This is a genomic window from Rhizobium lentis (assembly GCF_014200175.1).
Lineage (GTDB): Bacteria > Pseudomonadota > Alphaproteobacteria > Rhizobiales > Rhizobiaceae > Rhizobium > Rhizobium mulingense.
This window is the reverse complement of sequence record NZ_JACHBD010000009.1, coordinates 177,940-203,933: the sequence shown is the minus strand read 5'-3', so window position 1 is coordinate 203,933 and position 25,994 is coordinate 177,940. Positions and strand designations below refer to the sequence as shown.

23 protein-coding genes are annotated in these 25,994 nt (G+C 61.9%); 17 read left to right on the top strand and 6 right to left on the bottom strand.

Going from position 1 to position 25,994, the window contains the following annotated elements; translation table 11 throughout:
- The first annotated feature begins 3 nt into the window (after positions 1-3).
- The 7 genes from GGI60_RS21420 to GGI60_RS21390 all read left to right on the top strand — a co-directional run bounded on the left by GGI60_RS21420 (position 4) and on the right by GGI60_RS21390 (position 10,125).
- Entirely contained in the window at positions 4-2,058 is a 2,055-nt protein-coding gene (locus tag GGI60_RS21420) for an acetate--CoA ligase family protein (RefSeq protein ID WP_183918392.1), read from the top strand.
- Positions 2,059-2,065: 7 nt separating this feature from the next.
- The gene (locus tag GGI60_RS21415) at positions 2,066-2,848 is read left to right on the top strand and encodes a carnitinyl-CoA dehydratase (protein WP_183918393.1); all 783 of its coding nucleotides are present in this window, start codon (positions 2,066-2,068) and stop codon (positions 2,846-2,848) included.
- Positions 2,849-2,966: 118 nt separating this feature from the next.
- Positions 2,967-4,556: an ABC transporter substrate-binding protein gene (locus GGI60_RS21410; RefSeq protein WP_183918394.1), complete on the top strand. Its 1,590-nt coding sequence runs from the start codon at positions 2,967-2,969 to the stop codon at positions 4,554-4,556.
- A gap of 97 nt (positions 4,557-4,653) precedes the next feature.
- Positions 4,654-5,661 carry an ABC transporter permease gene (locus GGI60_RS21405; protein WP_183918395.1) on the top strand — a complete coding sequence of 336 codons (1,008 nt, stop codon included), beginning with the start codon at positions 4,654-4,656 and terminating at the stop codon, positions 5,659-5,661.
- Positions 5,658-6,485 (top strand): ABC transporter permease, encoded by an 828-nt coding sequence (locus GGI60_RS21400; RefSeq protein ID WP_183918396.1) that lies wholly within the window; start codon positions 5,658-5,660, stop codon positions 6,483-6,485. The genes GGI60_RS21405 and GGI60_RS21400 overlap by 4 nt, the downstream gene beginning before the upstream one ends.
- On the top strand, positions 6,478-8,109 hold the full coding sequence (locus tag GGI60_RS21395) for an ABC transporter ATP-binding protein (protein ID WP_183918397.1): 1,632 nt from the start codon (positions 6,478-6,480) through the stop codon (positions 8,107-8,109). Before GGI60_RS21400 ends, GGI60_RS21395 begins: the two co-directional genes overlap by 8 nt.
- Positions 8,110-8,121: 12 nt before the next feature.
- Positions 8,122-10,125, top strand: coding sequence for a CocE/NonD family hydrolase (locus GGI60_RS21390; protein WP_183918398.1), 2,004 nt, complete (start codon positions 8,122-8,124; stop codon positions 10,123-10,125).
- 3 nt (positions 10,126-10,128) lie between these two features.
- Here GGI60_RS21390 and GGI60_RS21385 read toward each other — a convergent pair whose 3' ends face one another.
- The gene (locus tag GGI60_RS21385) at positions 10,129-11,040 is read right to left on the bottom strand and encodes an alpha/beta hydrolase (RefSeq protein WP_183918399.1); all 912 of its coding nucleotides are present in this window, start codon (positions 11,038-11,040) and stop codon (positions 10,129-10,131) included.
- A gap of 243 nt (positions 11,041-11,283) precedes the next feature.
- On the opposite strand from GGI60_RS21385, the gene GGI60_RS21380 reads away from it, so the two are divergent.
- Both GGI60_RS21380 and GGI60_RS21375 read left to right on the top strand, forming a co-directional pair.
- Positions 11,284-11,808: an RNA polymerase sigma factor gene (locus tag GGI60_RS21380; protein ID WP_183918400.1), complete on the top strand. Its 525-nt coding sequence runs from the start codon at positions 11,284-11,286 to the stop codon at positions 11,806-11,808.
- Positions 11,805-13,892 (top strand): vWA domain-containing protein, encoded by a 2,088-nt coding sequence (locus tag GGI60_RS21375; RefSeq protein ID WP_183918401.1) that lies wholly within the window; start codon positions 11,805-11,807, stop codon positions 13,890-13,892. Before GGI60_RS21380 ends, GGI60_RS21375 begins: the two co-directional genes overlap by 4 nt.
- Before the next feature lie 87 nt (positions 13,893-13,979).
- Here GGI60_RS21375 and GGI60_RS21370 read toward each other — a convergent pair whose 3' ends face one another.
- The 3 genes from GGI60_RS21370 to GGI60_RS21360 form a co-directional block, all read right to left on the bottom strand.
- A complete protein-coding gene (locus GGI60_RS21370) occupies positions 13,980-14,576 on the bottom strand; it encodes a mobile mystery protein B (RefSeq protein WP_183918402.1) in 597 nt (198 codons plus the stop codon).
- A complete protein-coding gene (locus GGI60_RS21365) occupies positions 14,573-15,034 on the bottom strand; it encodes a mobile mystery protein A (RefSeq protein ID WP_183918561.1) in 462 nt (153 codons plus the stop codon). Before GGI60_RS21365 ends, GGI60_RS21370 begins: the two co-directional genes overlap by 4 nt.
- 146 nt (positions 15,035-15,180) lie before the next feature.
- Entirely contained in the window at positions 15,181-16,134 is a 954-nt protein-coding gene (locus tag GGI60_RS21360; protein WP_183918403.1) for an SMP-30/gluconolactonase/LRE family protein, read from the bottom strand.
- Positions 16,135-16,311: 177 nt separating this feature from the next.
- Here GGI60_RS21360 and GGI60_RS21355 point away from each other — a divergent pair, with 177 nt between their 5' ends.
- Positions 16,312-17,382 carry a LacI family DNA-binding transcriptional regulator gene (locus GGI60_RS21355; protein ID WP_183918562.1) on the top strand — a complete coding sequence of 357 codons (1,071 nt, stop codon included), beginning with the start codon at positions 16,312-16,314 and terminating at the stop codon, positions 17,380-17,382.
- Between the two features lie 11 nt (positions 17,383-17,393).
- Here the strand turns inward: GGI60_RS21355 and GGI60_RS21350 are convergent, their stop codons facing one another.
- Positions 17,394-18,425 (bottom strand): L-idonate 5-dehydrogenase, encoded by a 1,032-nt coding sequence (locus tag GGI60_RS21350; RefSeq protein ID WP_183918404.1) that lies wholly within the window; start codon positions 18,423-18,425, stop codon positions 17,394-17,396.
- Between the two features lie 10 nt (positions 18,426-18,435).
- Positions 18,436-19,377 (bottom strand): 2-hydroxyacid dehydrogenase, encoded by a 942-nt coding sequence (locus GGI60_RS21345; protein WP_183918405.1) that lies wholly within the window; start codon positions 19,375-19,377, stop codon positions 18,436-18,438.
- 134 nt (positions 19,378-19,511) lie between these two features.
- Here GGI60_RS21345 and GGI60_RS21340 point away from each other — a divergent pair, with 134 nt between their 5' ends.
- The 7 genes from GGI60_RS21340 to GGI60_RS21310 all read left to right on the top strand — a co-directional run bounded on the left by GGI60_RS21340 (position 19,512) and on the right by GGI60_RS21310 (position 25,965).
- Positions 19,512-20,276, top strand: coding sequence for an SDR family oxidoreductase (locus GGI60_RS21340; protein WP_011427770.1), 765 nt, complete (start codon positions 19,512-19,514; stop codon positions 20,274-20,276).
- A gap of 13 nt (positions 20,277-20,289) precedes the next feature.
- Complete coding sequence (locus GGI60_RS21335) at positions 20,290-20,844, top strand: gluconokinase (RefSeq protein WP_183918563.1); 555 nt, start codon at positions 20,290-20,292, stop codon at positions 20,842-20,844.
- Positions 20,834-21,727: an NAD(P)-dependent oxidoreductase gene (locus GGI60_RS21330; protein WP_183918406.1), complete on the top strand. Its 894-nt coding sequence runs from the start codon at positions 20,834-20,836 to the stop codon at positions 21,725-21,727. The genes GGI60_RS21335 and GGI60_RS21330 overlap by 11 nt, the downstream gene beginning before the upstream one ends.
- Positions 21,728-21,831: 104 nt before the next feature.
- A complete protein-coding gene (locus GGI60_RS21325) occupies positions 21,832-23,328 on the top strand; it encodes a sugar ABC transporter ATP-binding protein (protein WP_183918407.1) in 1,497 nt (498 codons plus the stop codon).
- An 18-nt stretch (positions 23,329-23,346) separates the two neighbouring features.
- Positions 23,347-24,387, top strand: a complete 1,041-nt coding sequence (locus tag GGI60_RS21320; RefSeq protein ID WP_097606077.1) for an ABC transporter permease — start codon at positions 23,347-23,349, stop codon at positions 24,385-24,387.
- A gap of 50 nt (positions 24,388-24,437) precedes the next feature.
- Positions 24,438-25,535: a substrate-binding domain-containing protein gene (locus tag GGI60_RS21315; protein ID WP_183918408.1), complete on the top strand. Its 1,098-nt coding sequence runs from the start codon at positions 24,438-24,440 to the stop codon at positions 25,533-25,535.
- 91 nt (positions 25,536-25,626) lie between these two features.
- Positions 25,627-25,965 (top strand): hypothetical protein, encoded by a 339-nt coding sequence (locus tag GGI60_RS21310; RefSeq protein ID WP_097580874.1) that lies wholly within the window; start codon positions 25,627-25,629, stop codon positions 25,963-25,965.
- Positions 25,966-25,994: the final 29 nt, after the last annotated feature.

Genomic DNA, 25,994 nt, shown 5'->3' with positions numbered 1-25,994 from the left:
CCGATGACATCCAGCCGTCTCGACCGCCTGCTCAGACCGCAAACGATCGCCGTCTTCGGCGGCCGCGAGGCGCGCAGGGTGATCGAGCAATGCGATCGAATGGGCTTCTCAGGCGCAATCTGGCCCGTCCATCCCAACCTCGATGAGGTGCTCGGACGGCCATGTTATCGCTCCGTCTCGGACCTGCCTTCGGTCCCGGACGCCGCCTTCGTCGGCGTCAACAGGACGCTCACCGTCGAGATCGTGCGTCGCCTTTCTGCGGCGGGCGCGGGCGGCGCGATCTGCTATGCATCCGGATTCCGCGAGGCGACGGCGGAACTTGCCAACGGCGCCGAACTGCAGCAGGCTCTTGTGGAGGCTGCCGGCGACATGCCGATCCTGGGGCCGAACTGCTACGGGCTGATCAATGGCCTCGACGGCGCCTTGTTATGGCCCGACCAGCACGGCATGCAGCGGATCGAACAGGGTGTCGCGATCCTGACGCAGTCCTCCAACATCGCCATCAATCTCACGATGCAGACCCGCGGGCTGCCGATCGCCTATATGATTACCGCAGGCAATCAGGCGCAGACGTCGCTCGCCGATGTCGCCTGCGCGCTGATGGAGGATCCGCGTGTGACGGCAGTCGGCCTTCACGTTGAGGGCTTTGGCGATCTTGCTGCACTTGAACGTCTGGCCGCCATTGCCCGCCGGTCGAGGAAGCCCGTTGTCGTTCTCAAGGTCGGCAGGTCCGAGCAGGCAAAACATGCGGCCGTCTCGCATACGGCTTCGCTCGCGGGCAGCGATGCGGTGGCCGATGCCGTGCTGGCCCGCCTCGGCCTCGGCCGCGTCCAGACCTTGCCGGCTTTGCTGGAATCCCTGAAGCTGCTGCATGTCGCAGGTCCGCTCGCCAGCCATTCGATCTCGTCCATGAGTTGCTCGGGCGGCGAGGCTTCTCTGATGGCGGACGCCGCCGTTGGCCGCAATGTTGAATTCGCTGCGCTGCAGCCACAACAGCTGCCGCGTCTGCGGCGAGTTCTCGGCGAGATGGTGACGCTTTCCAATCCGCTCGACTATCACACCTTTGTATGGGGCGATTTTGTCCGGCAGACCGAAGCCTTCACTGCCATGTTCGAAGGCGGCTTTGCCATCAATCTCGTCGTCCTCGATTTCCCTCGCGGCGACCGCTGCGATGCGTCCGAATGGGCAACGACGGCGGATGCCGTCATTGCCGCGGCCTCTGCGACCGGCGCGCTCGCCGGCCTGCTCGCGACGCTCCCCGAGAACATGCCGGAGCCGGTCGCCAACCGGCTGATGGCCAATGGCGTCGTCGCTTTCGCCGGTATCGATGAAACTATCACTGCGGCGGAAGTCGCCGCCGGCATTGGTCTAGCTTGGAATAGCCCGCCTCCCCTGCCGCTGCTCGACGTCGCCCCCATAGTCGGTGAAATCGAGACGCTCACGGAGAGCGAGGCGAAGGCCGAGCTTGCCGCCTGCGGCCTCCCTGTTCCCTGGGGGCTGCAGGCTTTTTCTTCCCGCCAAGCTGCAGAGCAGGCCGAACGGCTCGGCTTCCCAGTCGTTCTCAAGGGTCTCGGCATTGCGCACAAGACCGAGGCCGGAGCTGTCGTGCTCAATCTAAAGGATGCGAAGGCAGTATCGGATGCGGCGGCGGCAATGGCCTGCGACGCCGGCTATCTCGTCGAGAAGATGATCGGTCCTCCTGTCGCGGAACTCATCGTCGGCGCCACCCGCGATCCGGTCTTCGGCTTGTCGCTGACATTGGGAGCGGGCGGTATTTTCGTCGAACTGCTCGACGATTCCGTCATCCTGCCGCTTCCCGCGACGAAAACCGAGATCTATGCTGCGATTTCGCGTCTCAAGATTGCTAGATTAATTCACGGCTATCGCGGGCGGCCGAAAGGCGATCTCGAAGCCGTTGTCGACGCTGTCGCAGCTACGGCAGAATATGTCGTAACGAATGCGGTGCGCCTGGAGGAACTGGACCTTAATCCCTTGATGGTTCTTCCCGAAGGTCGCGGTGTTGCTGCAGTTGATGCCCTCATACGGCGAAGGAGGTAGCACAGGTTTGAGCGAGCATATTCGCACACGACGTGACGACGGCGTATTTGAAGTCGTCATCGAGCGGCCGAAGGCGAACGCCATCGACCTTGCGACCAGCCGTGCCATGGGATTGATCTTCCGGGATTTTCGTGACGATCCTGAGTTGCGCGTCGCCATCGTGACGGGGGCCGGCGAAAAGTTCTTCTGCGCCGGATGGGATCTGAAGGCTGCTGCATCAGGCGATGCGGTCGACGGCGATTACGGCGTGGGCGGCTTCGGCGGATTGCAGGAGCTGCGCGACCTCAACAAGCCCGTCATCGCAGCCGTCAACGGCATCTGTTGCGGCGGCGGACTAGAGATCGCGCTTTCGGCCGACCTGATCATCGCTGCCGAGCATGCGAGTTTCGCCCTGCCGGAAATTCGCTCGGGAACGGTTGCCGATGCGGCGTCGATCAAGCTGCCGAAACGCATCCCCTATCACATCGCCATGGACATGCTTTTGACCGGACGCTGGCTCGACGTTCACGAGGCGCATCGCTGGGGTTTCGTCAACGAGGTCCTGCCGGCCGACAGGCTGATGGAGAGAGCTTGGGAGCTTGCCCGCCTGCTCGCAAGCGGGCCGCCGCTCGTCTATGCGGCCATCAAGGAAATCGTGCGCGAAGCGGAGGGGTCGACGTTCCAGACTGCCATGAACAAGATCACCAAGCGGCAGTTTGCGACGGTCGACATGCTTTATTCGAGCCAAGACCAATTGGAAGGCGCCCGCGCCTTCGCCGAGAAGCGAAACCCTGTTTGGAAAGGACGATGAGGAGGCGGCAGCAACCGCAGTGTTTTCCCGCATGATGCGGGCACCGGAGGCGGAGAGGAAACCGTCTGCGATCCTGCCCGGAAGTTCTGTCAACGCACCATAAAGAAGGAACTGGGGAATGAACGACTATACGAAATATCTCGCAAGCCGCGTCACCGCGGGCGGGCTCAGCCGCCGCGAATTCATGGGGCGCGCCATGGCGGCCGGCATCACACTTGCCGTCGCCGACAAGCTCTTCACTGAAAGCGCCGAAGCCGCCGAACCGAAGCGCGGCGGCCATCTGAAACTCGGCCTCGAAGGCGGTGCCGCCACCGATTCCAAGGATCCGGCGAAATTCCTGTCGCAGTTCATGTTCTGCGTCGGCCGCTGCTGGGGCGACATGCTGGTTGAATCCGACCCGTTGACGGGTGCCGCCGTGCCCGCACTTGCCGAATCCTGGGAGCCCTCGAAAGACGCGGTGACCTGGACCTTCAAGATCCGTAAGGGCGTCAAGTTCCACGACGGCAAGGAGCTGACGATCGACGACGTCGTTGCGACGCTGAAGCGTCACACCGACAAGAAGTCGGAATCCGGAGCGCTCGGTGTCCTCGGCTCGATCAAGGAGATCAAGGCCGACGGCGGCAACCTCGTGCTGACGCTCAGCGAAGGTAATGCCGACATGCCGCTGCTGCTCTCCGACTACCATCTGGTCATCCAGCCGAATGGCGGCGTCGACGATTCGCTGGCCTCGATCGGCACCGGTCCCTACAAGCTGACGAGCTTCGAACCTGGCGTTCGCGCCACCTTCGAGAAAAATAAAGACGATTGGCGCAGCGACCGTGGTTATGTCGATTCGATCGAGATCATCGGCATGAACGACGCCACCGCCCGTATCGCCGCACTATCGTCCGGCCAGGTGCACTACATCAACCGCGTCGATCCGAAGACCGTCAACCTGTTGAAACGCGCGCCCAATGTCGAGATCCTCTCGACCGCCGGCCGCGGCCATTACGTCTTCATCATGCATTGCGACAAGGCGCCGTTCGACAATAACGACCTGCGCCTGGCGCTCAAATACGCCATGGACCGCGAAACCATGGTGCAGAAGATCCTCGGGGGTTACGGCAAGGTCGGCAACGACTTCCCGATCAACGCCACCTACGCGCTGTTTCCCGAAGGCATCGAGCAGCGCGTCTACGATCCTGATAAAGCCGCTTTCCACTACAAGAAATCCGGCCATAGCGGGTCGGTGCTGCTGCGCACTTCCGACGTCGCCTTCCCCGGCGCCGTCGACGCGGCCGTGCTCTATCAGGAAAGCTGCAAGAAGGCCGGGATCGAGATCGAGGTCAAGCGTGAGCCCGGCGATGGCTACTGGACCAATGTCTGGAACGTCCAACCCTTCTCGACTTCCTACTGGGGCGGCCGTCCAACGCAGGATCAGATGTATTCCACCGCCTATCTCTCGACGGCGGACTGGAACGACACCAAGTTCAAGCGTCCCGATTTCGACAAGCTGCTGCTGCAGGCCCGCTCCGAGCTTGATGAAGCCAAGCGCAAGGAGATGTACCGCACCATGGCGATGATGGTGCGCGATGAAGGCGGCGTGATCCTGCCGATGTTCAACGACTTCGTGAACGCCTCCACCAAGCAGGTGAAGGGGTATGTCCACGATATCGGCAACGACATGTCGAACGGTTACGTCGCAACCCGCGTCTGGCTGGACGCCTGATGGCAAGGGGCGCATCGCCCCTCCGACCTCCGACGAAGCTGGGACCGTGGGGAGAAAACCCGCGGTCCTCCCGACGTTTTAGCCAAAGGCATTTGCCATGACCAATCCTGCCCCAAGCAATATCTTGCCGGGTCTGAGGCTCCGGCAGCGTTTTCCGTTGCTTGCCCTCATCCTCGAGCGCTTCGTGCTCAGCATCGTCCTGCTTTTTGCGGTTTCCATCCTGATTTTCGGTGGGCTCGAAGCCCTGCCTGGCGATTTTGCCACCACCTATCTCGGCCAGTCGGCAACGCCGCAGGCTGTTGCCAATATCCGCCAGGACCTCGGGCTGGACCGTCCGGTGATGACACGTTACGTCGAGTGGCTCGGCAATGCCGTCCAGGGCGACTTCGGCACCTCCTGGGCCAGCAAGAATTCGGTGAGCGAACAGATCGGCAAGCGCCTCGGCAATTCGCTCTTTCTGGCAGGTTTCGCGGCGGTGATTTCAGTGCCGCTCGCTGTCGGCCTCGGCATGTTTTCGGTGCATTTCCGCAACCGCATGCCGGATAAAATCATCAACGTGATCTCGCTTGCGGCGATCTCGCTGCCGGAATTCTTCATCGGTTATCTGCTGATCCTCTTCTTCGCCGTGAAGTTCGGCGTGGCCACCTTTCCGGCGACCGTCTATGACAGCATGGGATTCCTCGAACGCCTAAAGGCGATCGCGCTGCCGACGGCGACCTTGGTGCTCGTCGTGCTGGCGCATATGATGCGCATGACCCGGGCCGCCATTCTCTCCGTCATGTCGTCGGCGTATATGGAGACCGCGGAGCTTAAAGGTCTCAGCGCCTTCCGCTCGATCGTCAAGCACGCCGCCCCAAATGCGCTGGCGCCGATCATCAATGTCGTCGCATTGAACCTCGCCTATCTCGTGGTCGGCGTCGTCGTCGTGGAGGTGGTCTTTGTCTATCCCGGCATGGGGCAATATATGGTCGACGCGGTCACCGTGCGCGATATGCCGGTCGTGCAGGCCTGCGGCCTGATCTTCGCGGCCGTCTATATCTTCCTCAACATGATTGCCGATATCCTCGCGATCGTCGCCAATCCAAGGCTGAGGCATCCGCGATGAGAGCAAGAGACATTCCCATCACCGCCTGGATCGGCATGGCGGGCATCGCCATCGCCTTTATCTTCGCGCTCTTCGCGCCCTGGATCGCGCCCTACGGGGAGACCCAGGTCGTTGGCGACGTCTGGCAGCTGCCTGACGACAAATATATCTTCGGACTCGATAATCTCGGCCGCGACATCCTCTCGCGGCTGATCTATGGCGCGCGCACGACGCTCTTGGTCGCCTCCGCGGCCACCATCATCTCCTTCTCGCTCGGCGTGATCCTGAGCTTCACCGCCGCTGTCTCGCGCGGCATCGTCGACACGGTTTTTTCGCGCTTCAACGATCTGATGATGTCGATCCCGACGCTGATCTTCGCGCTCGTGGTGCTTGCCGTCCTGCCGCAAAATATGATTGTCCTGATCCTGGTCATGGCGATCCTTGATTCCACCCGCGTCTACCGCCTCGGCCGCGCCGTGGCGCTCGATGTGGCGGTGATGGAATTCGTCGAGGCGGCCAAGCTGCGCGGCGAAGGCAAGCTCTGGATCATCTTCCGCGAGATCCTGCCGAACACGCTGTCGCCGCTGCTAGCCGAGTTCGGACTGCGCTTCGCCTTCTCGATCCTCTTCCTCTCGACGTTGTCCTTCCTCGGCCTCGGCATTCAACCGCCGGCGGCCGATTGGGGCGGCATGGTCAAGGACAACAAGGATGGCATCATCTTCGGCATCTCGGCAGCACTGGTGCCGGGCACGGCGATTGCGACGCTTGCCATCTGCGTCAACCTTGTCGTCGATTGGCTGCTGAAACGTACATCCAGCCTCAAGGGAGGGCGCGGCGATGCCTGAGCTTCTTTCCGTTCGCAATCTGAAGATCGAAGCAACCAGCTATCCGCCGGGCGAGCCGCCAAAGCGAGTAACGATCGTCGACGGCGTTTCCTTCGACCTCAAGAAGGGCAAGGTTCTCGGCCTGATCGGAGAGTCGGGCGCGGGCAAGTCGACGATCGGCCTCTCGGCGCTCGCCTACGGCCGAGGCGGCGCCGAAATCACCGGCGGGGAGGTGCAGCTCGACGGCATCGATATCCTGACGCTCGACAAGAACGGCATCCGGAAAATCCGTGGTGCACGGGTCTGCTATGTCGCGCAATCGGCTGCCGCCGCCTTCAATCCGGCGCATAGGCTCGGCGATCAGGTGATCGAAGCATCCGTCAAGCATGGATTGATGAGCAGGGAGGAGGCGCGCAAACGGGCGCTTTATCTGTTCCGCGTGCTCGGCCTGCCCAATCCTGAGACCTTCGGCGAGCGCTTCGCCCACCAGGTCTCCGGCGGTCAGCTGCAGCGCGCGATGACGGCGATGGCGCTCTGCTCGAATCCTGAACTCATCGTCTTCGACGAGCCGACAACGGCCCTCGACGTGACTACGCAGATCGACGTGCTGGCGGCGATCAAGCATGCGATCGAGGAGACCCATACTGCCGCCCTCTACATCACCCATGACCTTGCCGTCGTCGCCCAGATTTCCGACGACATCATGGTTCTGCGCCATGGCAAGCAGGTCGAATATGGCAGCGTTCAGCAGATCATCGAAGCGCCGCGACAGGACTATACCCGGGCGCTGGTCAATGTCAGGCAAGCCTATCGGGAGGAAGCCGCCGACCAGTCCGCGGCGCTTCTCAAGGTAGAGAATGTCAGCGCCGAATATTCCAACGGATTCAAGGTGCTGCATGGTGTCTCGCTGCATGTGCCGAAGGGACAAACGCTCGCCGTCGTCGGCGAATCCGGTTCAGGCAAATCGACCTTGGCGCGCGTCATTACCGGGCTCTTGCCGCCGAGCGGCGGTCGCGTCGTCTTTGACGGCAAGGCGCTGATGCCGGCTCTCAAGAGCCGGCTGAACGACGATCTCAGGCGCATCCAGCTGATCTATCAGATGGCCGATACGGCGATGAACCCGCGCCAGACGGTGCGTGACATCATCGGCCGGCCGCTGACCTTCTATTACGGCTTGAGGGGTGGGGCGAAAACCGCACGGGTGAAGGAACTGCTCGATCAGATTGAAATGGGTAACGGCTTCATCGATCGTTACCCGGCCGAACTCTCCGGCGGTCAGAAGCAGCGCGTTGCGATCGCCCGAGCCCTTGCCGCCAAGCCCGAGCTTATCCTCTGCGACGAGCCGACTTCGGCGCTCGATCCGCTGGTTGCGGAGGGCATCCTTAAACTGCTGCTGCGCCTGCAGGAGGAAGAGCAGCTCTCCTATGTCTTCATCACCCATGACATCGCGATCGTCCGGGCGATCGCCGACAGCGTGGCGGTGATGCATCGCGGAAAGCTGGTGCGGTTCGGGCCGAAATCGACGGCGCTATCGCCGCCCTTCGACGACTACACCGATCTGCTTCTGAAATCCGTACCGGAAATGGAAATCGGCTGGCTGGAACGCGTGCTTGCGACCAGGCGCATGGAAAGCGCCGGTCATTGAAAGGGAACAGACATGACGTCGCGCGGCTTCACCACCATCGAGAATGAATGGATCACCCTGAAGGACGGAACGCGGCTTGCGGCGCGCATCTGGATGCCCGACGCCGCCGAGCAGGATCCCGTTCCCGCAGTCTTTGAATTCCTACCCTACCGCAAGCGCGACGGCACCAGCCCACGGGACGAGTCGACCTATCCGGTGTTCGCCGCCGCCGGCATTGCCGGCGTGCGGGTCGATATCCGCGGATCGGGGGAATCCGACGGCGTGATCGACGGCGAATATACCGAACGCGAGCTTGCCGATGCCTGCGAGCTGATCGCCTGGATCGCCGCGCAGCCCTGGTCGAACGGCTCGGTCGGCATGATGGGCATCTCCTGGGGCGGCTTCAATAGCCTGCAGGTCGCGGCATTGCGCCCGCCGGCGCTCAAAGCTGTCATCTCGATCGCCTCGACCGTCGACCGCTACAATGATGACATCCACTATAAGAACGGCTGCCATCTCTCCGCCCAGCTCTCATGGGCGGCGACGATGCTTGGCTACCAGTCGCGCCCGCCGGATCCCGCACTTGTCGGCGAGCGCTGGAAGGAGATGTGGCTCGAGCGCCTGGCAGGCGAACCCTTTCTCATGGAGGAGTGGCTGGCCCATCAGCGGCGCGATGATTTCTGGCGTCACGGCTCGATCTCAGAAGACTTTTCGAGCATCGAGATCCCGACGCTTGTGATTGCCGGCTGGGCCGACGGCTATCGCAATACACCCCTCATGGCGGTCGAGGGTCTGGGCGAGAAGGCGAAGGCGCTGATCGGCCCCTGGGTGCACAAATATCCGCATTTCGCATGGCCGAAACCGCGCGCCGATTTCCATGCCGAAGCGATCGCCTGGTGGAACAAATGGCTGCGTGGCGAAGATAACGGAATCAACAGGCTGCCGCAGGCCCGCGCCTATATTCTTGATGCCGTCCGCCCGGCGCCGCGGCGTGACAGCGATCCTGGTTTCTGGGTGGCTAAGGACAGCTGGTCGCCGCCGAAGATGCAATGCTTCTATGTGGAGCAGTTCGGCAGGCTGACGGAGGGCATGCCGATTCCGCATGCGCCGGAGCATCCCGTCTATCTGAGTTCTCCGCTCGATACCGGCACGGCGTCCGGTGAATATTTCACCCTTAAGCCCGACGCCGAAATGGCGATCGATCAACGCTCGGACGACGCCGGCTCGCTGGTCTTCGATACGGTGCCGCTGGCACGGGATCACGACTATCTCGGCCGGCCGGTGCTGACGCTTGCGCTGCGATCCCGGGCAACGAGCGGAAATCTTTGCGCCCGGCTCGTCGATGTTCATCCCGACGGCACGGCGACGCGGGTCGCCTTCGGCGTCCTTAACCTCACCCATCGCGACGGCAACGCTGATCCGAAACCACTGACCGCGGGCGAGACTGTGCCGCTCCGGCTTGTGCTCGATGCCTGCGGTTATCGCTTCCGCAAGGGCCATCGCATCCGCCTTTCGCTTTCCACCGCCTATTGGCCGATGATCCTGCCGCCGCCGGAAGACGGGGGGATCGATATCGATATCGCCTCACTTGGTCTTGGGCTGCCGATGCTTGGCGAACACAGGAGCATTGAAGTCGAAGAGCCGGCCAATCCCGATCCTTTGCCGAAATATATCGAGCATGCCGCCGCCGCGACCAAACGACAGGTCGTCCGTGACCTCTCGTCGAACCGCACGAAATACCGCATTCATGAGGAAACCGGGCTCTATGAGCATCCTGAGACCGGCCTGTCGACCCGGCAGTTGCGGGAGGAAGTCTGGTCGATGTCGCCCGATGATCCGCTGTCGATGACGGGGATTTCGACCTGGACCTGCGACATGCGGCGCCCCGGTTGGTTCGTCCGCACCGTCGCGACTGCGCGGATTGCCTGCACGGCGACCGATTGGATCATCAGCGCCATCGTCACGGCTTTCGAGGACGACGTGCAGATCTTTGAAAAAGTCTTCGCGGAAAAGAAGATCGCCCGCGACCTGATGTGATCGTCAGGCGGTTGCATAATGCCGGACGGCCTCGCAGACCGCGCGGAAGCCGTCCTTGGCGCCATCGCTCATGTGGCGGGCGCGCAGCCAGGCATGCACCATCTGCGGCTCCTCACGGAACGAGACCTCGATGCCCTCCGCCGCCAGCCGGGCGGCATATTGGCGGCCATCATCGCGCAGCGGATCGAAATGCGCGACGGTGATGAAGGCCGGCGGCAGCCCGGCAAGTGACGGTGCCTGCAGCGGCTCGGCGACCTCGTTGTTGTCAGGCGCCTGCAGGATCGTGCGATAATAGGTGACATCCGCCGTTGTCAGGCCAGGCGCCGCAGCCATTTCGACATAGGAACCTGCGGCAAGGTCGCCGCCGAGCGCCGGGTAGATCAGCACCTGGCCGACGACGCCTGATAGCTCCTCATTGCGCGCGCGCAAGGCAAGGCCGGCCGCAAGATTGCCGCCGGCGCTGTCGCCGATCAGCACGACCTTGCTCCCGGCGGAAAGCAGATGTTTCAGCACGGCAAAGCCGTCATCCGCCTGCGCCGGCCAGCGATGTTCGGGCGCGAGCCGATAATCGACCGAGACGAGTTCCGCACCAGCGAAATCGGCGATCTCGGCGCAGATGGCATGATGGCTCTCAAGCGAACCGACGACGAAACCGCCGCCATGAAGATAGAGCAGAATGGTGCGGGTGACGATTTTGCGCGGACGGTAGCGCCTGATCGGGATGCGCTGAACCATGCCGTCCGCAAAGATCATATCCGGGGGGAGCGGGCGGTCGAAACGCGCGCAAAGAGCATCGTACCAATGCCGCTGCTGCTCGATCGACGCCTCAATCGCATCCGGCGGATAAAAAGCATCGCAAATTGCGAGAAATTGCAGGATGCCCTTTTCGGTGGGGACAGGCGTTGGAGCGGACATTGAGGGTCCTTTCGATTTGGAACATGCAGATCCATGTCCCTGGCCGACTCTGCCGTCATCTTGCGCCGTTGCAATGGAACCGATCTGTCCGGTAGCGACCCGAGGATGTCGCGGCGCTCGATTATTTTGAGCCGAATGCAAAATTCGCAAGATTTTTTTTGGCGTCGACCCAAGGAAAGCCACGGGAGAAACGTCTCATTTCCGAAATAGCATCTTGCTTGATAGCTTGGGGGTAGGTGCGCATTGGATGCGGAGCTCATAGAACGAGCGCAGGGAGGTGACCGGGAGGCCTTCGGGCAACTGGTCTCGCGTCATTATGATTTCGTACACGCGACGGCGTGGCGATGGTCAGGCAGTTCCACCGACGCTGACGATATCGCCCAGGAGGTCTGCGTCAAGCTCGGTGCGGCCATCCGCGGCTTTCGCGGCGCCAGCCGCTTCAGGACATGGCTCTACACGCTGACGCTCAACGCCGCCCGAGACCATAGACGCAGACTTGCGCGGGAAGAGCAGACATTCCGCGCGTACGCCGCCGAACCGCAGCAGGATGCGCCGGGCGGAAACGACGACGAGCTGTCGAGCGCATTATGGGCGGCCGTGCGCGCTTTGCCGGAACGCCAATGCGACGCCGTGCTGCTCGTCTATGGCGAAGGCCTCAGCCATTCGGCGGCCGCCGATATCATGGGCTGCTCGGAAACGACCGTGTCCTGGCAGGTCCACGAGGCGCGCAAGAGGCTGAAGGCCATGCTCGGCAAGGAAGAGGTATGATGGACAAGGAACTCGAAAAGCTCTCCCGCCTCACACCGCCGGCAGCCGATCCGGAGGCGCGTGCGCGCGCCCTTGCCGCGGCGATGCAGGCCTTCGACAGCGCAGGAAATAATGCAGCGGCAGCCCAAGGAAATGCGAAAGGCTGGCGTCCAAGCTCCATCATCAACTGGATATGGAGCCCTGCTGTGAATAAGAAATTCCTCGCCGGTTCAGCCCTTGCGACGCTGCTCGTCATTCCCGCCGCCGGCTATCTCACCCGCGAGCTGACCCGCAACCAACCGATCATCGACCAGGAAAACATCGCCGGCACCGTTTCGAAAAAGGAAGTGCCGATACCGACTGGCCGGCCGGCCGCGCCCGCGCTTTCCGAAGCGGTGACCGAAGAGAACCGGCTGCCTCAATCCTCGGCGGCCGACAGCGCTCAAGCCTTGCAGGACAAGGAGCAGGCGGTCGCGGAGCGGAAATCTGATTTCAATTCCGACGACATCTCCGCCCTCTTAAATAAGCGGGGAGGTACAATGCCCGAAGGGGACAAACGCTCCGATGCATCAAGTGCCGTTGCTCCCCAGCAGCAGCTGGCGGAGCCGATGGCCGTCGCCCCCTCGCCTGCTCCGCCGACGGAAAGCCGTATGCAGGTTCAAGTCGATTCCAGCCGCGAGCGCTTTGCCAATGCTGCGGCCAATCCGATCAAGAGCGTCGCGACCGATCCGATCTCGACCTTCTCCGCCGATGTCGACAGCGCCTCCTATTCCTTCGTCCGCCGGTCGCTCACCGGCGGGGCAATGCCCGATCCGCAATCGGTTCGCGTCGAGGAGATGATCAATTATTTCCCCTATGATTGGCCGAGGCCTGAAAATGCCGAGCAGCCATTCAAGGCGACCGTGACCGTGATGCCGACACCGTGGAACCACGACACGGAATTGATGCATGTGGCGATCAAGGGCTACGACATCGCGCCGGCGACCGCGCCGCACGCCAATCTGGTCTTCCTGATCGATGTCTCGGGCTCGATGGACGAACCGGACAAGCTGCCGCTGCTGAAGAGCGCCTTCCGCTTGCTGATCAACAGGCTGAAGGCCGACGATACCGTCTCGATCGTCACCTATGCCGGCAATGCCGGCACGGTACTCGAGCCGACGCGGGTGGCGGAGAAATCGAAGATCCTCTCGGCAATCGACAGGCTGGAGGCTGGAGGCTCGACCGGCGGCGCCGAGGGTATCGAGGCGGCCTACGATCTTGCCAAAAAGGCCTTCGTCAAGGACGGCGTCAATCGGGTGATGCTGGCGACGGACGGCGACTTCAATGTCGGCCCGTCGAGCGACGAGGATCTGAAGCGGATCATCAAGGAGAAGCGCAGGGACGGCATCTTCCTCACTGTTCTCGGATTCGGCCGCGGCAATCTCAACGATTCCCTGATGCAGACGCTTGCCCAGAACGGCAATGGCAGCGCCGCCTATATCGACACGCTGGCGGAGGCGCAGAAAACGCTGGTCGAAGAAGCGGGTTCAACGCTGTTTCCGATCGCGAAGGACGTCAAGTTCCAGGTCGAGTTCAACCCGGAACGCATCGCAGAATACCGGCTGATCGGATACGAGACGCGGGCGCTCAAACGCGAGGATTTCAACAATGACCGCGTCGATGCCGGCGATATCGGCTCCGGCCATAGCGTCACGGCGATCTACGAGATCACGCCCAAGGGAAGCCCAGCGGTCATGAATGACGAGCTGCGTTACGGCGTGCCCGACAAAGTACCGGCCGAGACATCGGGCAGCGCGCATCAGGGCGAGCTTGCCTTCGTCAAGATGCGCTACAAGCGGCCGGGCGAGGACAAGAGCGCCCTCATCACCACGCCTGTCGACGACCGCAATACGGTCGCCACCGTTGACTCCGCGCCGCAGGACGTTCGCTTCTCGGTGGCCGTCGCGGCCTTCGGCCAGAAATTGAGCCGCACCAGTGCGCTCGATGCCTATCCCTATCAGGCGATTGTCGATCTCGCTGCAGCATCGCGGGGGACGGATGCCTTCGGCTACAGATCGGACTTCCTCGGTCTAATCCGGCTGGCTGACGGGCTCGATCAACGCTGAGAGAAGTACCGCAAGCGGAGGCCGCCTGGTAGGGCGGACTCTGCTGCTGGGCGTTTGAAGATTTCAGTGGAACGAGGAGCTTCGCGTTTAGCTGCGGGCAAATTCGAGAAGGGGACCGATGTCGTGATTGTCGGCGGCCTGAAGCGCCGCGACATAGCGCCTGCGGAGCTCGCCCATGTCGCTGAGGCTCCCGCTTCCCCAACTGAAAGGCTCTTCGTTCAGTCTTTCCACGAGAAGATCGGCCGCCAGCCGCGCATGACGCCCGTTGCCGTTTGGGAACGGGTGGATGGCGACCAGACGATGGTGGAAACGGATTGCGATCTCGTCCGTCGCGAAGGTCTCATGCTCGACCCAGTATCGCACGTCGGCAAGCAAAGCCGCGAGCTCGACCGGGATGCGGTAAGCCTGAAGACCAATGTTACGCTCCCTCGCCCGGAAGCGACCTGCCCATTGCCAAACCTCGCCGAACATGCGTCGGTGCAATGTGCGTATGAAGTCTCCCGTCAGCATCCTGTCGACCGACATGTGCCGTCGTCCGCGGACCCAGGCCGCGCCCTTGACGATGTTTTCCTGTTCGGCCTCATTGAGGTCGTTTCGATGCGTGATCCAGCTCTGAAGCAGACCCTCGCGTTCCTGCGGTTCAAGCGGTGTTGCGTCCTCGGGTTCTTGGAAGAGGTCGGTCATTTCTCTGACCAGAGATCGCGCTCGGAAAGCTGGTCACGGATGTAGGCCTGGACACGGGACTCAAGATCGGCGTCATTGGTTCCCTGCGCCTCCAGGCGCATCGTATGCGCGACCCGCTGAAGTTCGCGCAACGCGATCTTTCTCGCCCGTTCATTGAGCGCGATCTCGAGTGACGTATTCGGGACCAGTGCGTAAACGAGGGTGCAGTCGAGCGCCTCGGCTGCGCGGCGCAAGGTGCCAAGCTGGATCGTTCCTGATGCCTCCGACTTCTCGATCGTTTCCACTGTCTGCGGCCGGATCCCCATCCGGGAACCGAGTTGGGCTCCGGTCATGCCGAGTGCGTCTCTCAATGCGCGAACCCAACCTTTGGGGGGCGCTCTGAAGTTTTCCGCAGGCTGCAACGCCCTAAGACGTTCATCAAGCCGTTTCCGCGCTCGTTGTCGCACCTCGCCCTTCATCATTCACACCTCTTGCAGCGACAACAAAATCATGTCGCAGACTGATTTTATGAAATGAATATCAGCTTATAGGCTGATAAGCAATGCATAGAAATCAGCTTATGGTATGAGTTTGTGTGCATTTATCAGGTCGTGGGCTGGTTCTGTTATCGAGCAGAACGGGACGATGCGCACTGTCCCAGTCTTGACCCGTTGGCTGTGAGATAGACAGCGTAGAGCGAGGTTGTTGCGGTGATGAAGAGGCGGTTCAGTTTGTCGCCGCCGAAAGCGACATTGGAGACGACTTCAGGAATGTGGATCTTGCCGATCAGTGTGCCATCCGGATCATAACAGTGCACACCGTCGCCGGCGCTCGTCCAGATCCTTCCCTTCCGGTCGACGCGAAAACCATCGAAAAAGCCCGCGGTGCATTCGGCAAAAATGCCGCGGTCGCTCAGCTTTCCGTCATCGGACACGGCAAGCTTTCTGATATGGCGCGGACCGCCGGATAGGTGCGATGCCCCGGTATCGGCGATATAAAGCACCGTTTCGTCGGGGGAGAAAGCCAGCCCGTTCGGCTTGATAAAATCGGACGCCACCCGATCGGTTGTACCTGTTGCCGGATCATGCCGGTAGACATGGCACCCGCCGATTTCCTCCTCGCCGTAATCGCCCTCATAATCGTGGAGGATGCCGTAGCTCGGGTCGGTGAACCAGATGGTTCCATCGGATTTGACGGTGACGTCGTTGGGCGAATTGAGCCGTTTGCCGGCGATGCGATCGGCCAGCACGGTAATCCCGCCGTCGAAATCCGTTCGCGTGACACGGCGCGCCAGATGCTCGCAGGTGATTAGCCGTCCCTGAGTGTCGACCGCGTTGCCGTTGGAATTATTGCTGGGCGAGCGGAAGACTGACGTCTGCCCGCTGGTATCGTCGTAGCGCATCATGCGATCGTTGGGGATATCCGAGAAGACCAGATAACGCCCGGCGGCAAACCAGGCCGGTCCTTCCAGCCAGCGACCGCCCGTCCAAAGCCGCTCGACGCGGGCATGGCCGACGAAACAGCTTTCAAAGCGTGGGTCCAGCACTTCGAACCCCGTACCCTCGATTTCTCCGAACATGATGTCCTCACTTCAGATTGTTATCGATATCATCCTGCCTTGTTTTTCGACCTTCGTACAGAGATCGGCGAACTGTGGAACGCAGCAGTCCTGCAATAATATTGATTGTGCGATGATAGCGATAACTTTATCGTGTTCTGAAGTGCCCAACTAGGAAGCTGTTTGAAAGCGGAGCCGGTGAAAGACGAGGATGAGTCGAAAGGCAGGCGTCTCAAGGGAGTAGACGCCCAAAAGCTGACGATGGCCGAAGTCGCCAAATATGTCGGCGTATCGGCCATGACCGTTTCGCGCGCCTTTCGCCAGGATGCGAGCGTTTCCGAAGAGACCCGGAAGCGCATCATGGAGGCCGTCGATGCGCTCGGCTATGTGCTCGATCTCTCCGCCGGCAGCCTTTCGTCTCGGCGCAGCGGCTTCATCGCGGCGCTGGTGCCCTCCATCAACAATTCGAATTTTTCCGACACCGCACGCGGCATCACCGATGCCTTGGAAAATACCGGCCTTCAGCTTCTTCTCGGCTATACCGATTATTCCGCCGAAAAAGAGGAAAAGCTGATCGAAGCGATGCTGCGCCGGCGCCCCGAAGGCATCATCCTGACAGGTGGTTCGCATACCGACCGGGCGCGGCGCATGCTTGATAAGGCCGGCATTCCGGTGGTCGAAACCTGGGAAATTCCGGAAGAGCCGATCAATCATGTCGTCGGCTTTTCCAACAGCGAGGCGATGTCCCTACTGGTGCGGGCGCTTGCGAGCCAGGGCTATCGGCGGTTTGGCTATATCGGCGGTACGACGGCGCGCGATACCCGCGGGAGCCAGCGGCGAAGCGGTTTCCTGAAGACTGTTGAAGAACTGGGCTTGGGACCGGGGCGGGCGATTTCCTTCGGCGTGCCGCCGATCACGATGGAACAGGGCGGCCAGGCAGTGGTGAGCCTCCTGGAACGCTGGCCGGACACGGAAGTGGTTCTCTGCGTCTCCGACTTGTCCGCCTTCGGCGCGATCATGGAATGCAAGCGCAGGGGAATGCGCGTGCCTGAAGATATCGCCATTGCCGGCTTCGGCGACTACGAGATCTCGTCAATCTGTCATCCCAGCATCACCACGATCAATGTCGACTGTTACGGCATTGGCCGCCAGGCCGCGGCCAAGCTCCTGGATGCCATGCAAGCGGGCGGCGAGGCGACCGGTGACGAGATCACATTGACCGGCTACAGGGTCGTCCTGCGCGAAAGCACGGAGCGCGGCGCCCGATAATCGGCGCCTTGTCAGAAGGCGATCTGGACTTTCATCGACTTGCTGCGATCGCTTGCCAATTCAAAGGCGGCGACGGCCTCTTCGATGGCAAAAACCCCTGTTAGCAGCGGTTTCAGATCGACGCGCCGCGCGTTGATCAGCTCGACGGCAAGCGCAAATTCCTCGTGAAAACGGAATGTCCCGCGCATCTCGAGTTCCTTGGCGACGATCATGTTCTGCGGGATGGAGACATCGCCGCCGAGGCCGAGCTGCACGAGAACGGCGCGGGGCTTCAGCGCCTCCAGGCCGGCGCGCACCGCGCGCTCATTGCCTGATGCTTCGAACATGACCTCGAAATATCCCTTGTCGGCGCCGTAAGCAGCGAGGTCGGCGGCATGCGTCGCAACATTGATCGTTCGATCCGCGCCGCTGGTGCGGGCGATCGCCAGAACGCTGTCGGTCACATCGGTCGCGACGATTTCGCGGGCGCCGAGAACGCGCGCGGCAATAATCGCCAGCATGCCGATCGGGCCGCAACCGGTGACGAGAACCCGTTTTCCCAGCAGCGATCCGGCGCGGCTGGCAGCATGCAGCGTTACGGCAAAGGGTTCGGCGAAGGCGGCCTCGTGAATGGAGATGCCGTCGGCGACCTTGTGGCATTGCCAGCGCTCCGCCACCAGGCGCTGGCGAAAGCCGCCCTGAATATGCGGCATCGGCATGGCGCTGCCGTAAAACCTCATGTTGAGACAGTGGTTCTGCTGTCCCCTCAGGCAATATTGGCAATGATTGCACGGCCGGCTCGGAGACACCGCAACGCGGTTTCCGACCGCAAGATCGCTCACACCGGCACCCAGCGCCTTGACCGTGCCGGCGATTTCGTGGCCGAGGATCATCGGCTCGCGCAGGCGAACGGTGCCGAAGCCACCATGATTGTAATAATGCAGGTCGGAACCGCAAATGCCGCCGGCTTCGATGGCGATTTCCACCTGCCCCTCTTCCGCAACCTCCGGCTCGCGCTCCTCAATCCTGAGATCCTTGGCAGCATGAATAACGATGGCTTTCATATCGAAACCCTCACACGACGGGAGTTGGAAGTGCTGCGCCGGCAAAATGCGCGGCGAGATTGTCTCTGACCAACTGACCCATGGCTTTGCGGGTCTCGACGGTACCGGAGCCATGATGGGGCTGCAACACCACGTTTTGAAGCGTCAGGAAACGCGCATCGATCTTCGGTTCATTGAGGAAAACGTCGAGGCCTGCGGCCTGGATGGTGCCGTTCTGCAGGGCCGCGATCAGCGCCTCTTCGTCGACCGTCGTCCCGCGCGAGACATTGATCAACATGCCCTTGGGACCGAGGGCTTTCAGCACTTCGGCATTGATGATCTTCATCGTCGCCTGCCCGCCGGGGACGATGACGATCAGGAAATCGGCCCAATCGGCAAGTGCAACCAGGTCCGGCTGGTAGGCATAGCCGACATCCTTGTGCTCATTGCGGGCGAAATAGGCGATGTCGCAGCCAAAAGCGGCTGTCCGCCTGGCGATCGCCTTGCCGATCCGCCCCATGCCGGCAAGCCCTACCTTCTTGCCCGAGACCCGCGTCACCAGCGGCATGGCGACATTGCCCCACTGGCCGGCGCGGACGAAAACGTCGGCCTGTGGAATCTGCCGCGCCGTGGCAAGCAATAGTCCGATGGCGATATCGGCGACATCCTCGGTCAGCACGTCTGGTGTATTGGTGACGCGAATGCTGTTGGTGCGGGCATAGGAGAGGTCGATGGCATCGGTTCCGACGCCGTAGCAGGACACGATCTCCAGCTTCGGCAATTGCTTCATCAGCTCGGCGGACGCGCCGAGTTCACCGCGCGTCGCGACAGCGCGAATATCCCTGCCGACCCTTGCGATCAGTTCCTGCCGGTCTGCCGCTTCCCACAGGCGGTGAACGCGATACTTCGCCTCCAGATCGGCCATATCCCATTCCGGGTAGGCTCCGGTCATCAAGATCTCTACCTCAGACATTCCGTCTCCGTCCCGCATTTGGCAGTTGATAATGTTATCGATAACATATAATCCGGAAAAGCGATGTCAAGTGAGTTTCACCTGAAGTGGCGGTATAAGCCGTCATTCGCAGCGACACCGGAGGAGTTACTTGCATGAAGAACCTGTTTGATCTGACCGGACGGCTTGCCCTCATCACCGGCTCGAGCCAGGGGATCGGTTATGCGCTGGCCGAGGGCCTGGCGCAGCATGGTGCCGAGGTCGTCATCAACGGCCGCACGCCCGAGAGCGTCAAACGGGCCGTCGAGAGCCTCAAGGCTCAAGGCCTGTCGGCCCATGCGGCCATCTTCGATGTGACCAGCAAGGACGCCGCCAAACAAGGCATTGATGCGATCGAGGCCGATATCGGCCCGCTCGACATCCTGATCAACAATGCCGGTATGCAGTTTCGCACGCCGCTGGAAGACTTTCCGGCGGACAAATGGGAACTGCTTCTGACCACCAATATTTCGAGCGTGTTTTACGTCGGCCAGGCAGCCGCCAAGGCCATGATTGCCCGCGGTCAAGGCAAGATCATCAACATCGCGTCCGTCCAGAGCGAACTGGCCCGTCCGGGCATCGCCCCCTATACGGCGACCAAGGGCGCGGTGCGTAACCTGACGCGCGGCATGTGCGCCGACTGGGCCAAGCACGGTCTGCAGATCAATGCGATCGCGCCGGGTTATTTCAAGACGCCGCTCAACCAGGCGCTCGTCGACAATCCCGAATTCTCGTCCTGGCTGGAGAAGCGGACGCCGGCCGGACGCTGGGGCAATGTCGAGGAACTGGTGGGTGCGGCCGTTTTCCTCTCGGGCCGCGGTTCGTCTTTCATCAACGGCCATACGCTGTATGTCGATGGCGGCATCACGACCTGCCTCTGACAGAGACGCGATGATGGAGATCGAGAAAGAAGCGCTGCCTCTGGCCGTCGTGGTCATGGGTGTGAGCGGTTGCGGCAAATCGTCGGTTGGGGCGGGCATCGCCGCTCGAAACGGCATGCGGTTTGTCGAGGGCGACCAACTCCACCCCGCGGCAAATGTCGAGAAGATGGCTCAGGGCATACCGCTCACCGACACCGACCGCCTACCCTGGCTCGACCAGATCGGCGTGGAAATAAAGATCGCGCAAAGGGCGTCGCAGGGGTTGGTGATTTCGTGCTCGGCGCTGAAGCGCAGCTATCGAGATCGGCTGAGGCAGGCGGCGGGCGGTCGCCTGGCCTTTGTTTTCCTGGAGGGCTCGCGCGAGCTGATGCTATCACGGATGCAGGCCCGTCAGGGCCACTTCATGCCGGCGTCTCTGCTCGACAGCCAGTTGCAGACGCTGGAGCCGCCGACCGGTGAAGCCGGTGTCGTGACGGTGGCGATCGATATGGCTTTGGATGATATTGTGGCGCTGGCTTGTGAGGGGCTGAAAGGCGTAGCCATCAAGGGAGGTTTTGATGCAGAATGATTATAGAGCAGATGTCGCCGTCATCGGCGCCGGCATCATGGGAACGGCGATCGTCACGCGGCTGATCGAAACCGGCCACAAAGTATCGGTCTTCGATCTCGATGCCGAAAAGGTTGCAGCATTGACGGCAAAGGGCGCTCACGCGGCGAGCTCCGTGGCGAGTGCCGTCTCGGCGTCGGAATTCTGCATTCTCAGCCTCAATCACGCCAGCATCGTGCGCGCCGTCGTCTTCGGTGAGAAGGGGGTTGCGGCGGCGGCGATCGCCGACAAGCTGTTGATCGACATGTCCTCCATCGACCCCGCCGAGACGGCCGACATGGCGAAGCGGCTGCGTGCAGAAACCGGCATGGCATGGGTGGATTGTCCGCTGTCGGGCGGCGTGCCCGGCGCGCTCGGCGGCAAATTGACGATCATGGCCGGTGGCAGCCCCGAGGATTTCGAGCGGGCGCGCGTGGTGATGCGGCATCTTGCCGCCAATTATACACTGATGGGCGCCTCCGGCGCCGGGCAGACCACGAAGCTGATCAATCAGCTGTTCTGCGCCGTGCTGTTCCAGGCGGTCGCCGAAGCCGTCAAGCTCGCGGAAGCCGGCGGCGTCGATCCGGCCGCAATTCCGGAGGCGCTTGCCGGTGGGCGGGCAGACAGCCGGATATTGCAGGAGTTCATGGCGAAATTCGCTGCCCGGGATTTCTCGCCGACGGGCAGGATCGACAATATGCTGAAGGATCTGGATTCGCTTCAGGCCTTTGCGCTGAAGACCAAGACGCCGCTGCCGATGACGGGTACGGTGGTGGAGATTCACCGCCTGCTTTGCGCCGCCGGCCTTGGGCCGAAGGACTCTGCCGAGATGATGCAACTCCTCGACGGATTTCGCGCTGGCTGACGTCATCTCGCGGGTTGAGGACTATCACTTTCCGCTTGACTACTGCGGAATGTTATCGATAACATCTTTTCGTAAGGACAGCTGCAGCTTTGGGAGGAGCCACAGTGGAAGCCAAGAGACTGCTGGAGTTCCAATCGATCAGCAAAAGCTTCGGCGGCACGCAGGCGCTGCGTGACGTATCGATCGATCTGCGCGAGGGCGAGATCCTTGCACTGCTGGGCGAAAACGGCGCCGGCAAATCGACGCTGATCAAGACGCTTGCCGGCATCTACAGGCCCGATAACGGCGACATCCTCTTTCGCGGCCAGAGTTACCATCATCGCCCGCCGAAACCGAACGAGCGGCAGCCGGTCGCCTTCATCCACCAGGATCTCGGTCTGATCGAGTGGATGACGGTCGGAGAGAATATGGGCCTGTCGCAGGGCTTCTCGATGCGCAGCGGCCTGATCGACTGGGGAAGAACGCAGGCGCGGGCCAAGGAAGCGCTAAAACTGGTCGGCTGCGACTTCGATCCGACCACGCGGGTCTCGGCCCTGTCGCGCACCGAAAAATCGCTCGTCGCCATTGCCCGGGCGCTTGCCGTCGAAGCCGATGTTCTGGTGCTCGACGAGCCGACGGCGAGCCTTCCCGCCGACGAAGTCGATCGGCTGTTCAATGCGATCCGCCCGCTGAAGGAGCGCGGCGTCGGCATGATCTACGTCTCCCACAGGCTGGACGAGATTTTCCGCATCGCCGATCGCGTCGCCGTGCTGCGCGACGGATGCATGGTGGGACAGAAGCCGGTCAGCGAGACCACCCCCGACGAACTGGTGACGATGATCATCGGCCGCAGCGGCGACAGCCTCTTTTCGAAGACCGAAATCAAGCCCGGCAAGGCGATCGTCAAGGTCCTCGACCTCGTCTGCGCCGGCACGAGCCCGATCTCCTTTGATATCCGTCAGGGCGAGCTGCTGGGCCTGGCCGGACTGCGCGGCGCCGGCCAGGAGCGGATCGGCCGGGCGCTGTTCGGTTGCGAGCCCTTCAACGGCTCGGTTCTGCTGCATGACCAGGCGCCGGATCTTTCCAGCCCACGACAGGCCATGGCGTCGGGCATCGGTCTGATCGCCCGTGACCGGACGGAGGAATCGGTTGCGCTGTCGCTTTCCATTCGGGAAAACACTTATCTCAATCCGGGCGCCGTCGGCCGCGGGCTTTTCTCCTTCCTGTCGCCGCGCGGCGAAGCCGATCTCGCCCATGCGATCGGCCATTCCGTCGGCCTCAGGCCGAACGACCCGGATCTGCCGGCGGAAGCGCTGTCGGGCGGCAACCAGCAGAAAGTCGTCGTCGGCCGCTGGCTGGCGACCGGCCGCAAGCTGCTGATTGCCGAAGACCCGACCGCCGGCGTCGACATCGGCGCGCGCGCCGAGATCTACCGCCTGATCACCCAGGCACTGGAGGCCGGTCTCGCGGTCGTCGTGGTCTCGACGGATTTCGAGGAAATCGCCCATATCTGCCACCGCGCGCTGGTTTTCTCGCGCGGCAAAATCGTCCGCGAACTGAGTGGAAGCGCTCTGACGACGGAGGCGGTCATCACCGCCGCCTCCGCCTCGGAAGCGGCTTGAGCCATCGGGAGAACAGCCATGCAATCCATTGAATCCACCGCGCTGGAGCCGACCAAGAGTGAAATGGCCGGCCTGTCTACCGGCCAGAAGATCGGACGCCTGATCCCGGTTTACGGGCTGGTGATCCTGACTGTCGGCCTGATCGTGCTCTTCTCGATCCTCCTGCCCGATACCTTCCCGACCGTGCTGAACGTCCGCTCGATCGTCTCCGACAAGGCGATCATCGCGCTGCTGTCGCTCGCCGCGATGATCCCGATGGCATCGGGCCGCATCGACCTGACCGTCGGTTACGGCATCGTGCTCTGGCATATTCTCGCCATCAGCCTGCAGACGGTCTACGGCCTGCCCTGGCCGGTCGCGGTCGTCATCGTGCTTGCCCTCGGCGTCCTCACCGGCTTCATCAACGGCCTGCTCGTTGAAGTCGCCAAGATCGACAGTTTCATCGCCACGCTCGGCACCGGAACGGTTCTCTACGCGCTTGCCCTTTGGCACACCGGCGGGCGGCAGGTGGTCGGCGTGTTGCCGGAAGGTTTCTATGCGCTGAACGGCACCATGCTGTTCGGCTTGCCGATCACCGGTTTTTATGTGCTCTTGATCGCCATCTGCATGTGGATCGTTCTCGAATATCTGCCGATCGGCCGCTATCTCTACGCCATCGGCGCCAATCCCAAGGCCGCGGCCCTCAATGGCATTCCGGTCCGCAAATTCGTGATGGGCGCCTTCATCACCTCGGGTCTGCTGGCGGCTCTGACCGGTGTCCTTCTCGCCTCGAAGCTGCGGATCGGCCAGGCGAGCGTCGGTCTCGAATATCTGCTGCCGGCGCTTGTCGGCGCATTCCTCGGATCGACGACGATCAAGCCGGGGCGGGTGAACGTCTGGGGCACCCTGATCGGCGTCATCATCCTGGCGGTCGGCATATCGGGAATTCAGCAATTCGGCGGGTCGTTCTTCGTCGAACCGCTGTTCAACGGCGTAACCCTGCTGATTGCCATCGGCATAGCAGGTTACGCCCAGCGCAAGCGCGGAGCTGTGAGGAGGATCACACCCGCATCAAAATGAGGATGCCGGCTCAGCCGGTGTTACAGAACAAACAAAATGGAGGAGTGAACATGAAGCGCAGGACTTTAATGCAGGCAACGGTCGCAACCGTCGCCCTGATGCTCAGCGTGCCGGCAATGGCCGATTCGATGGCTGACGCCAAGGCCGTGGTCGAGAAGTATGCGTCCAAGGTGAGCGCATGGGATGGCCCGACGAGCGGCCCGAAAGGTGCGAGCGGCAAGAACATCGTCATTCTTGCCGCCGATATGAAGAATGGCGGCATCCTCGGCGTGGTCAACGGTGTTGAGGAGGCGGCGGGCGCCTTGGGCTGGACGGTGAAGGCGCTCGACGGCGCGGGCTCGATCGGCGGACGGACGGCGGCCTTCGGCCAGGCCATGGCGCTGAAGCCCGACGGCATCATCATCAACGGCTTCGACGCCGTCGAGCAAAAGCCGGCGATGGAGGCGGCCAAGGCGGCCGGCATTCCGATGGTTTCGTGGCACGCCGCCTCTGCCGTCGGTCCTGTTCCGGAGGTCGGCGTGTTCGCCAATGTGACCACCGATGCGATGGAAGTCTCGAAGGCCGCGGCGGACTGGGCCTTCGCCGATGCCGGCGGCAAGCCGGGTGTCATCATCTTCACCGACTCCACCTATGCAATTGCAATTGCCAAGGCCGACCGCATGAAGAAAGAGATCGAGGATCTCGGCGGCACCGTGCTTGAATATGTCGACACGCCGATCGCCGAAACCTCCCAGCGCATGCCGCAGCTGACCACGTCGCTGCTGCAGAAATACGGTGCCAAGTGGACGCACTCGCTGGCGATCAACGACCTCTATTACGATTTCATGGGACCGTCCCTTGCCTCGGCCGGTATTGCCGGTGACGGCAAGCCGGTGAATGTCGCCGCCGGCGACGGTTCGGAGAGCGCCTATCAGCGTATCCGCGCCAAGCAGTTCCAGGCCGTCACCGTCGCCGAGCCGCTCAACCTGCAGGGCTGGCAACTCGTCGACGAGCTGAACCGCGCTTTCGCCGGCGCCCCGTGGTCGGGCTATGTGTCGCCGCTGCACGTCGTGACCAGCGCGAACGTCGAATTCGACGGCGGACCGAAGAACAGCTTCGATCCCGATAACGGCTATCGCGATCAATACAAGAAGATCTGGGCCAAATAAGCCCTCCCGAGGGCGTATCGACCGATACGCCCTCCCTCCCTCAGTCACCCGACATCGGTCCAGCTCCCTCGAGTTTTGGAAAAGAGAACCTATGATCATTCGTTACGCTTTGTTTGAAGGCGAAATCCATCCCGGCCGGGAAGAGGAATTTCGCGACTTTGTGAGACAGCGCCTTGTTCCTTTGTGGACGAAATTTCCCGGAGCCGAAGAAATCCGGGTGCTGGACGGGGTCGAACGCGACGAAGGCGCTCCGGTCTATGCCATGGCTCTGGCCATTCGGTATCCTCACATGGAGGCCGTGAACGCAGCACTTCTCTCCGATGTGCGGTTTCAGAGCCGCGAGGTCACCGGCGAGCTATTGAAGCTTTTCACCGGCAAAGTGCATCATCACGTGTTCGCTGCCAACGAATATCCTCCGCGTGTCGCCTGACATCAGGCGGAGCAGCCGGTGGGCACCAA

Bases quoted from the DNA above. Each gene is read 5' to 3' on its own strand.
- GGI60_RS21420 (WP_183918392.1), top strand. From the start codon at position 4: ATGACATCCAGCCGTCTCGACCGCCTGCTCAGACCGCAAACGATCGCC.
- GGI60_RS21390 (WP_183918398.1), top strand. From the start codon at position 8,122: ATGACGTCGCGCGGCTTCACCACCATCGAGAATGAATGGATCACCCTG.
- GGI60_RS21400 (WP_183918396.1), top strand. From the start codon at position 5,658: ATGAGAGCAAGAGACATTCCCATCACCGCCTGGATCGGCATGGCGGGC.
- GGI60_RS21405 (WP_183918395.1), top strand. From the start codon at position 4,654: ATGACCAATCCTGCCCCAAGCAATATCTTGCCGGGTCTGAGGCTCCGG.
- GGI60_RS21335 (WP_183918563.1), top strand. From the start codon at position 20,290: ATGGAGATCGAGAAAGAAGCGCTGCCTCTGGCCGTCGTGGTCATGGGT.
- GGI60_RS21350 (WP_183918404.1), bottom strand. From the start codon at position 18,425: ATGAAAGCCATCGTTATTCATGCTGCCAAGGATCTCAGGATTGAGGAG.
- GGI60_RS21320 (WP_097606077.1), top strand. From the start codon at position 23,347: ATGCAATCCATTGAATCCACCGCGCTGGAGCCGACCAAGAGTGAAATG.
- GGI60_RS21340 (WP_011427770.1), top strand. From the start codon at position 19,512: ATGAAGAACCTGTTTGATCTGACCGGACGGCTTGCCCTCATCACCGGC.
- GGI60_RS21310 (WP_097580874.1), top strand. From the start codon at position 25,627: ATGATCATTCGTTACGCTTTGTTTGAAGGCGAAATCCATCCCGGCCGG.
- GGI60_RS21360 (WP_183918403.1), bottom strand. From the start codon at position 16,134: ATGTTCGGAGAAATCGAGGGTACGGGGTTCGAAGTGCTGGACCCACGC.
- GGI60_RS21365 (WP_183918561.1), bottom strand. From the start codon at position 15,034: ATGAAGGGCGAGGTGCGACAACGAGCGCGGAAACGGCTTGATGAACGT.
- GGI60_RS21315 (WP_183918408.1), top strand. From the start codon at position 24,438: ATGAAGCGCAGGACTTTAATGCAGGCAACGGTCGCAACCGTCGCCCTG.
- GGI60_RS21385 (WP_183918399.1), bottom strand. From the start codon at position 11,040: ATGTCCGCTCCAACGCCTGTCCCCACCGAAAAGGGCATCCTGCAATTT.
- GGI60_RS21330 (WP_183918406.1), top strand. From the start codon at position 20,834: ATGCAGAATGATTATAGAGCAGATGTCGCCGTCATCGGCGCCGGCATC.
- GGI60_RS21370 (WP_183918402.1), bottom strand. From the start codon at position 14,576: ATGACCGACCTCTTCCAAGAACCCGAGGACGCAACACCGCTTGAACCG.
- GGI60_RS21410 (WP_183918394.1), top strand. From the start codon at position 2,967: ATGAACGACTATACGAAATATCTCGCAAGCCGCGTCACCGCGGGCGGG.
- GGI60_RS21375 (WP_183918401.1), top strand. From the start codon at position 11,805: ATGATGGACAAGGAACTCGAAAAGCTCTCCCGCCTCACACCGCCGGCA.
- GGI60_RS21395 (WP_183918397.1), top strand. From the start codon at position 6,478: ATGCCTGAGCTTCTTTCCGTTCGCAATCTGAAGATCGAAGCAACCAGC.
- GGI60_RS21345 (WP_183918405.1), bottom strand. From the start codon at position 19,377: ATGTCTGAGGTAGAGATCTTGATGACCGGAGCCTACCCGGAATGGGAT.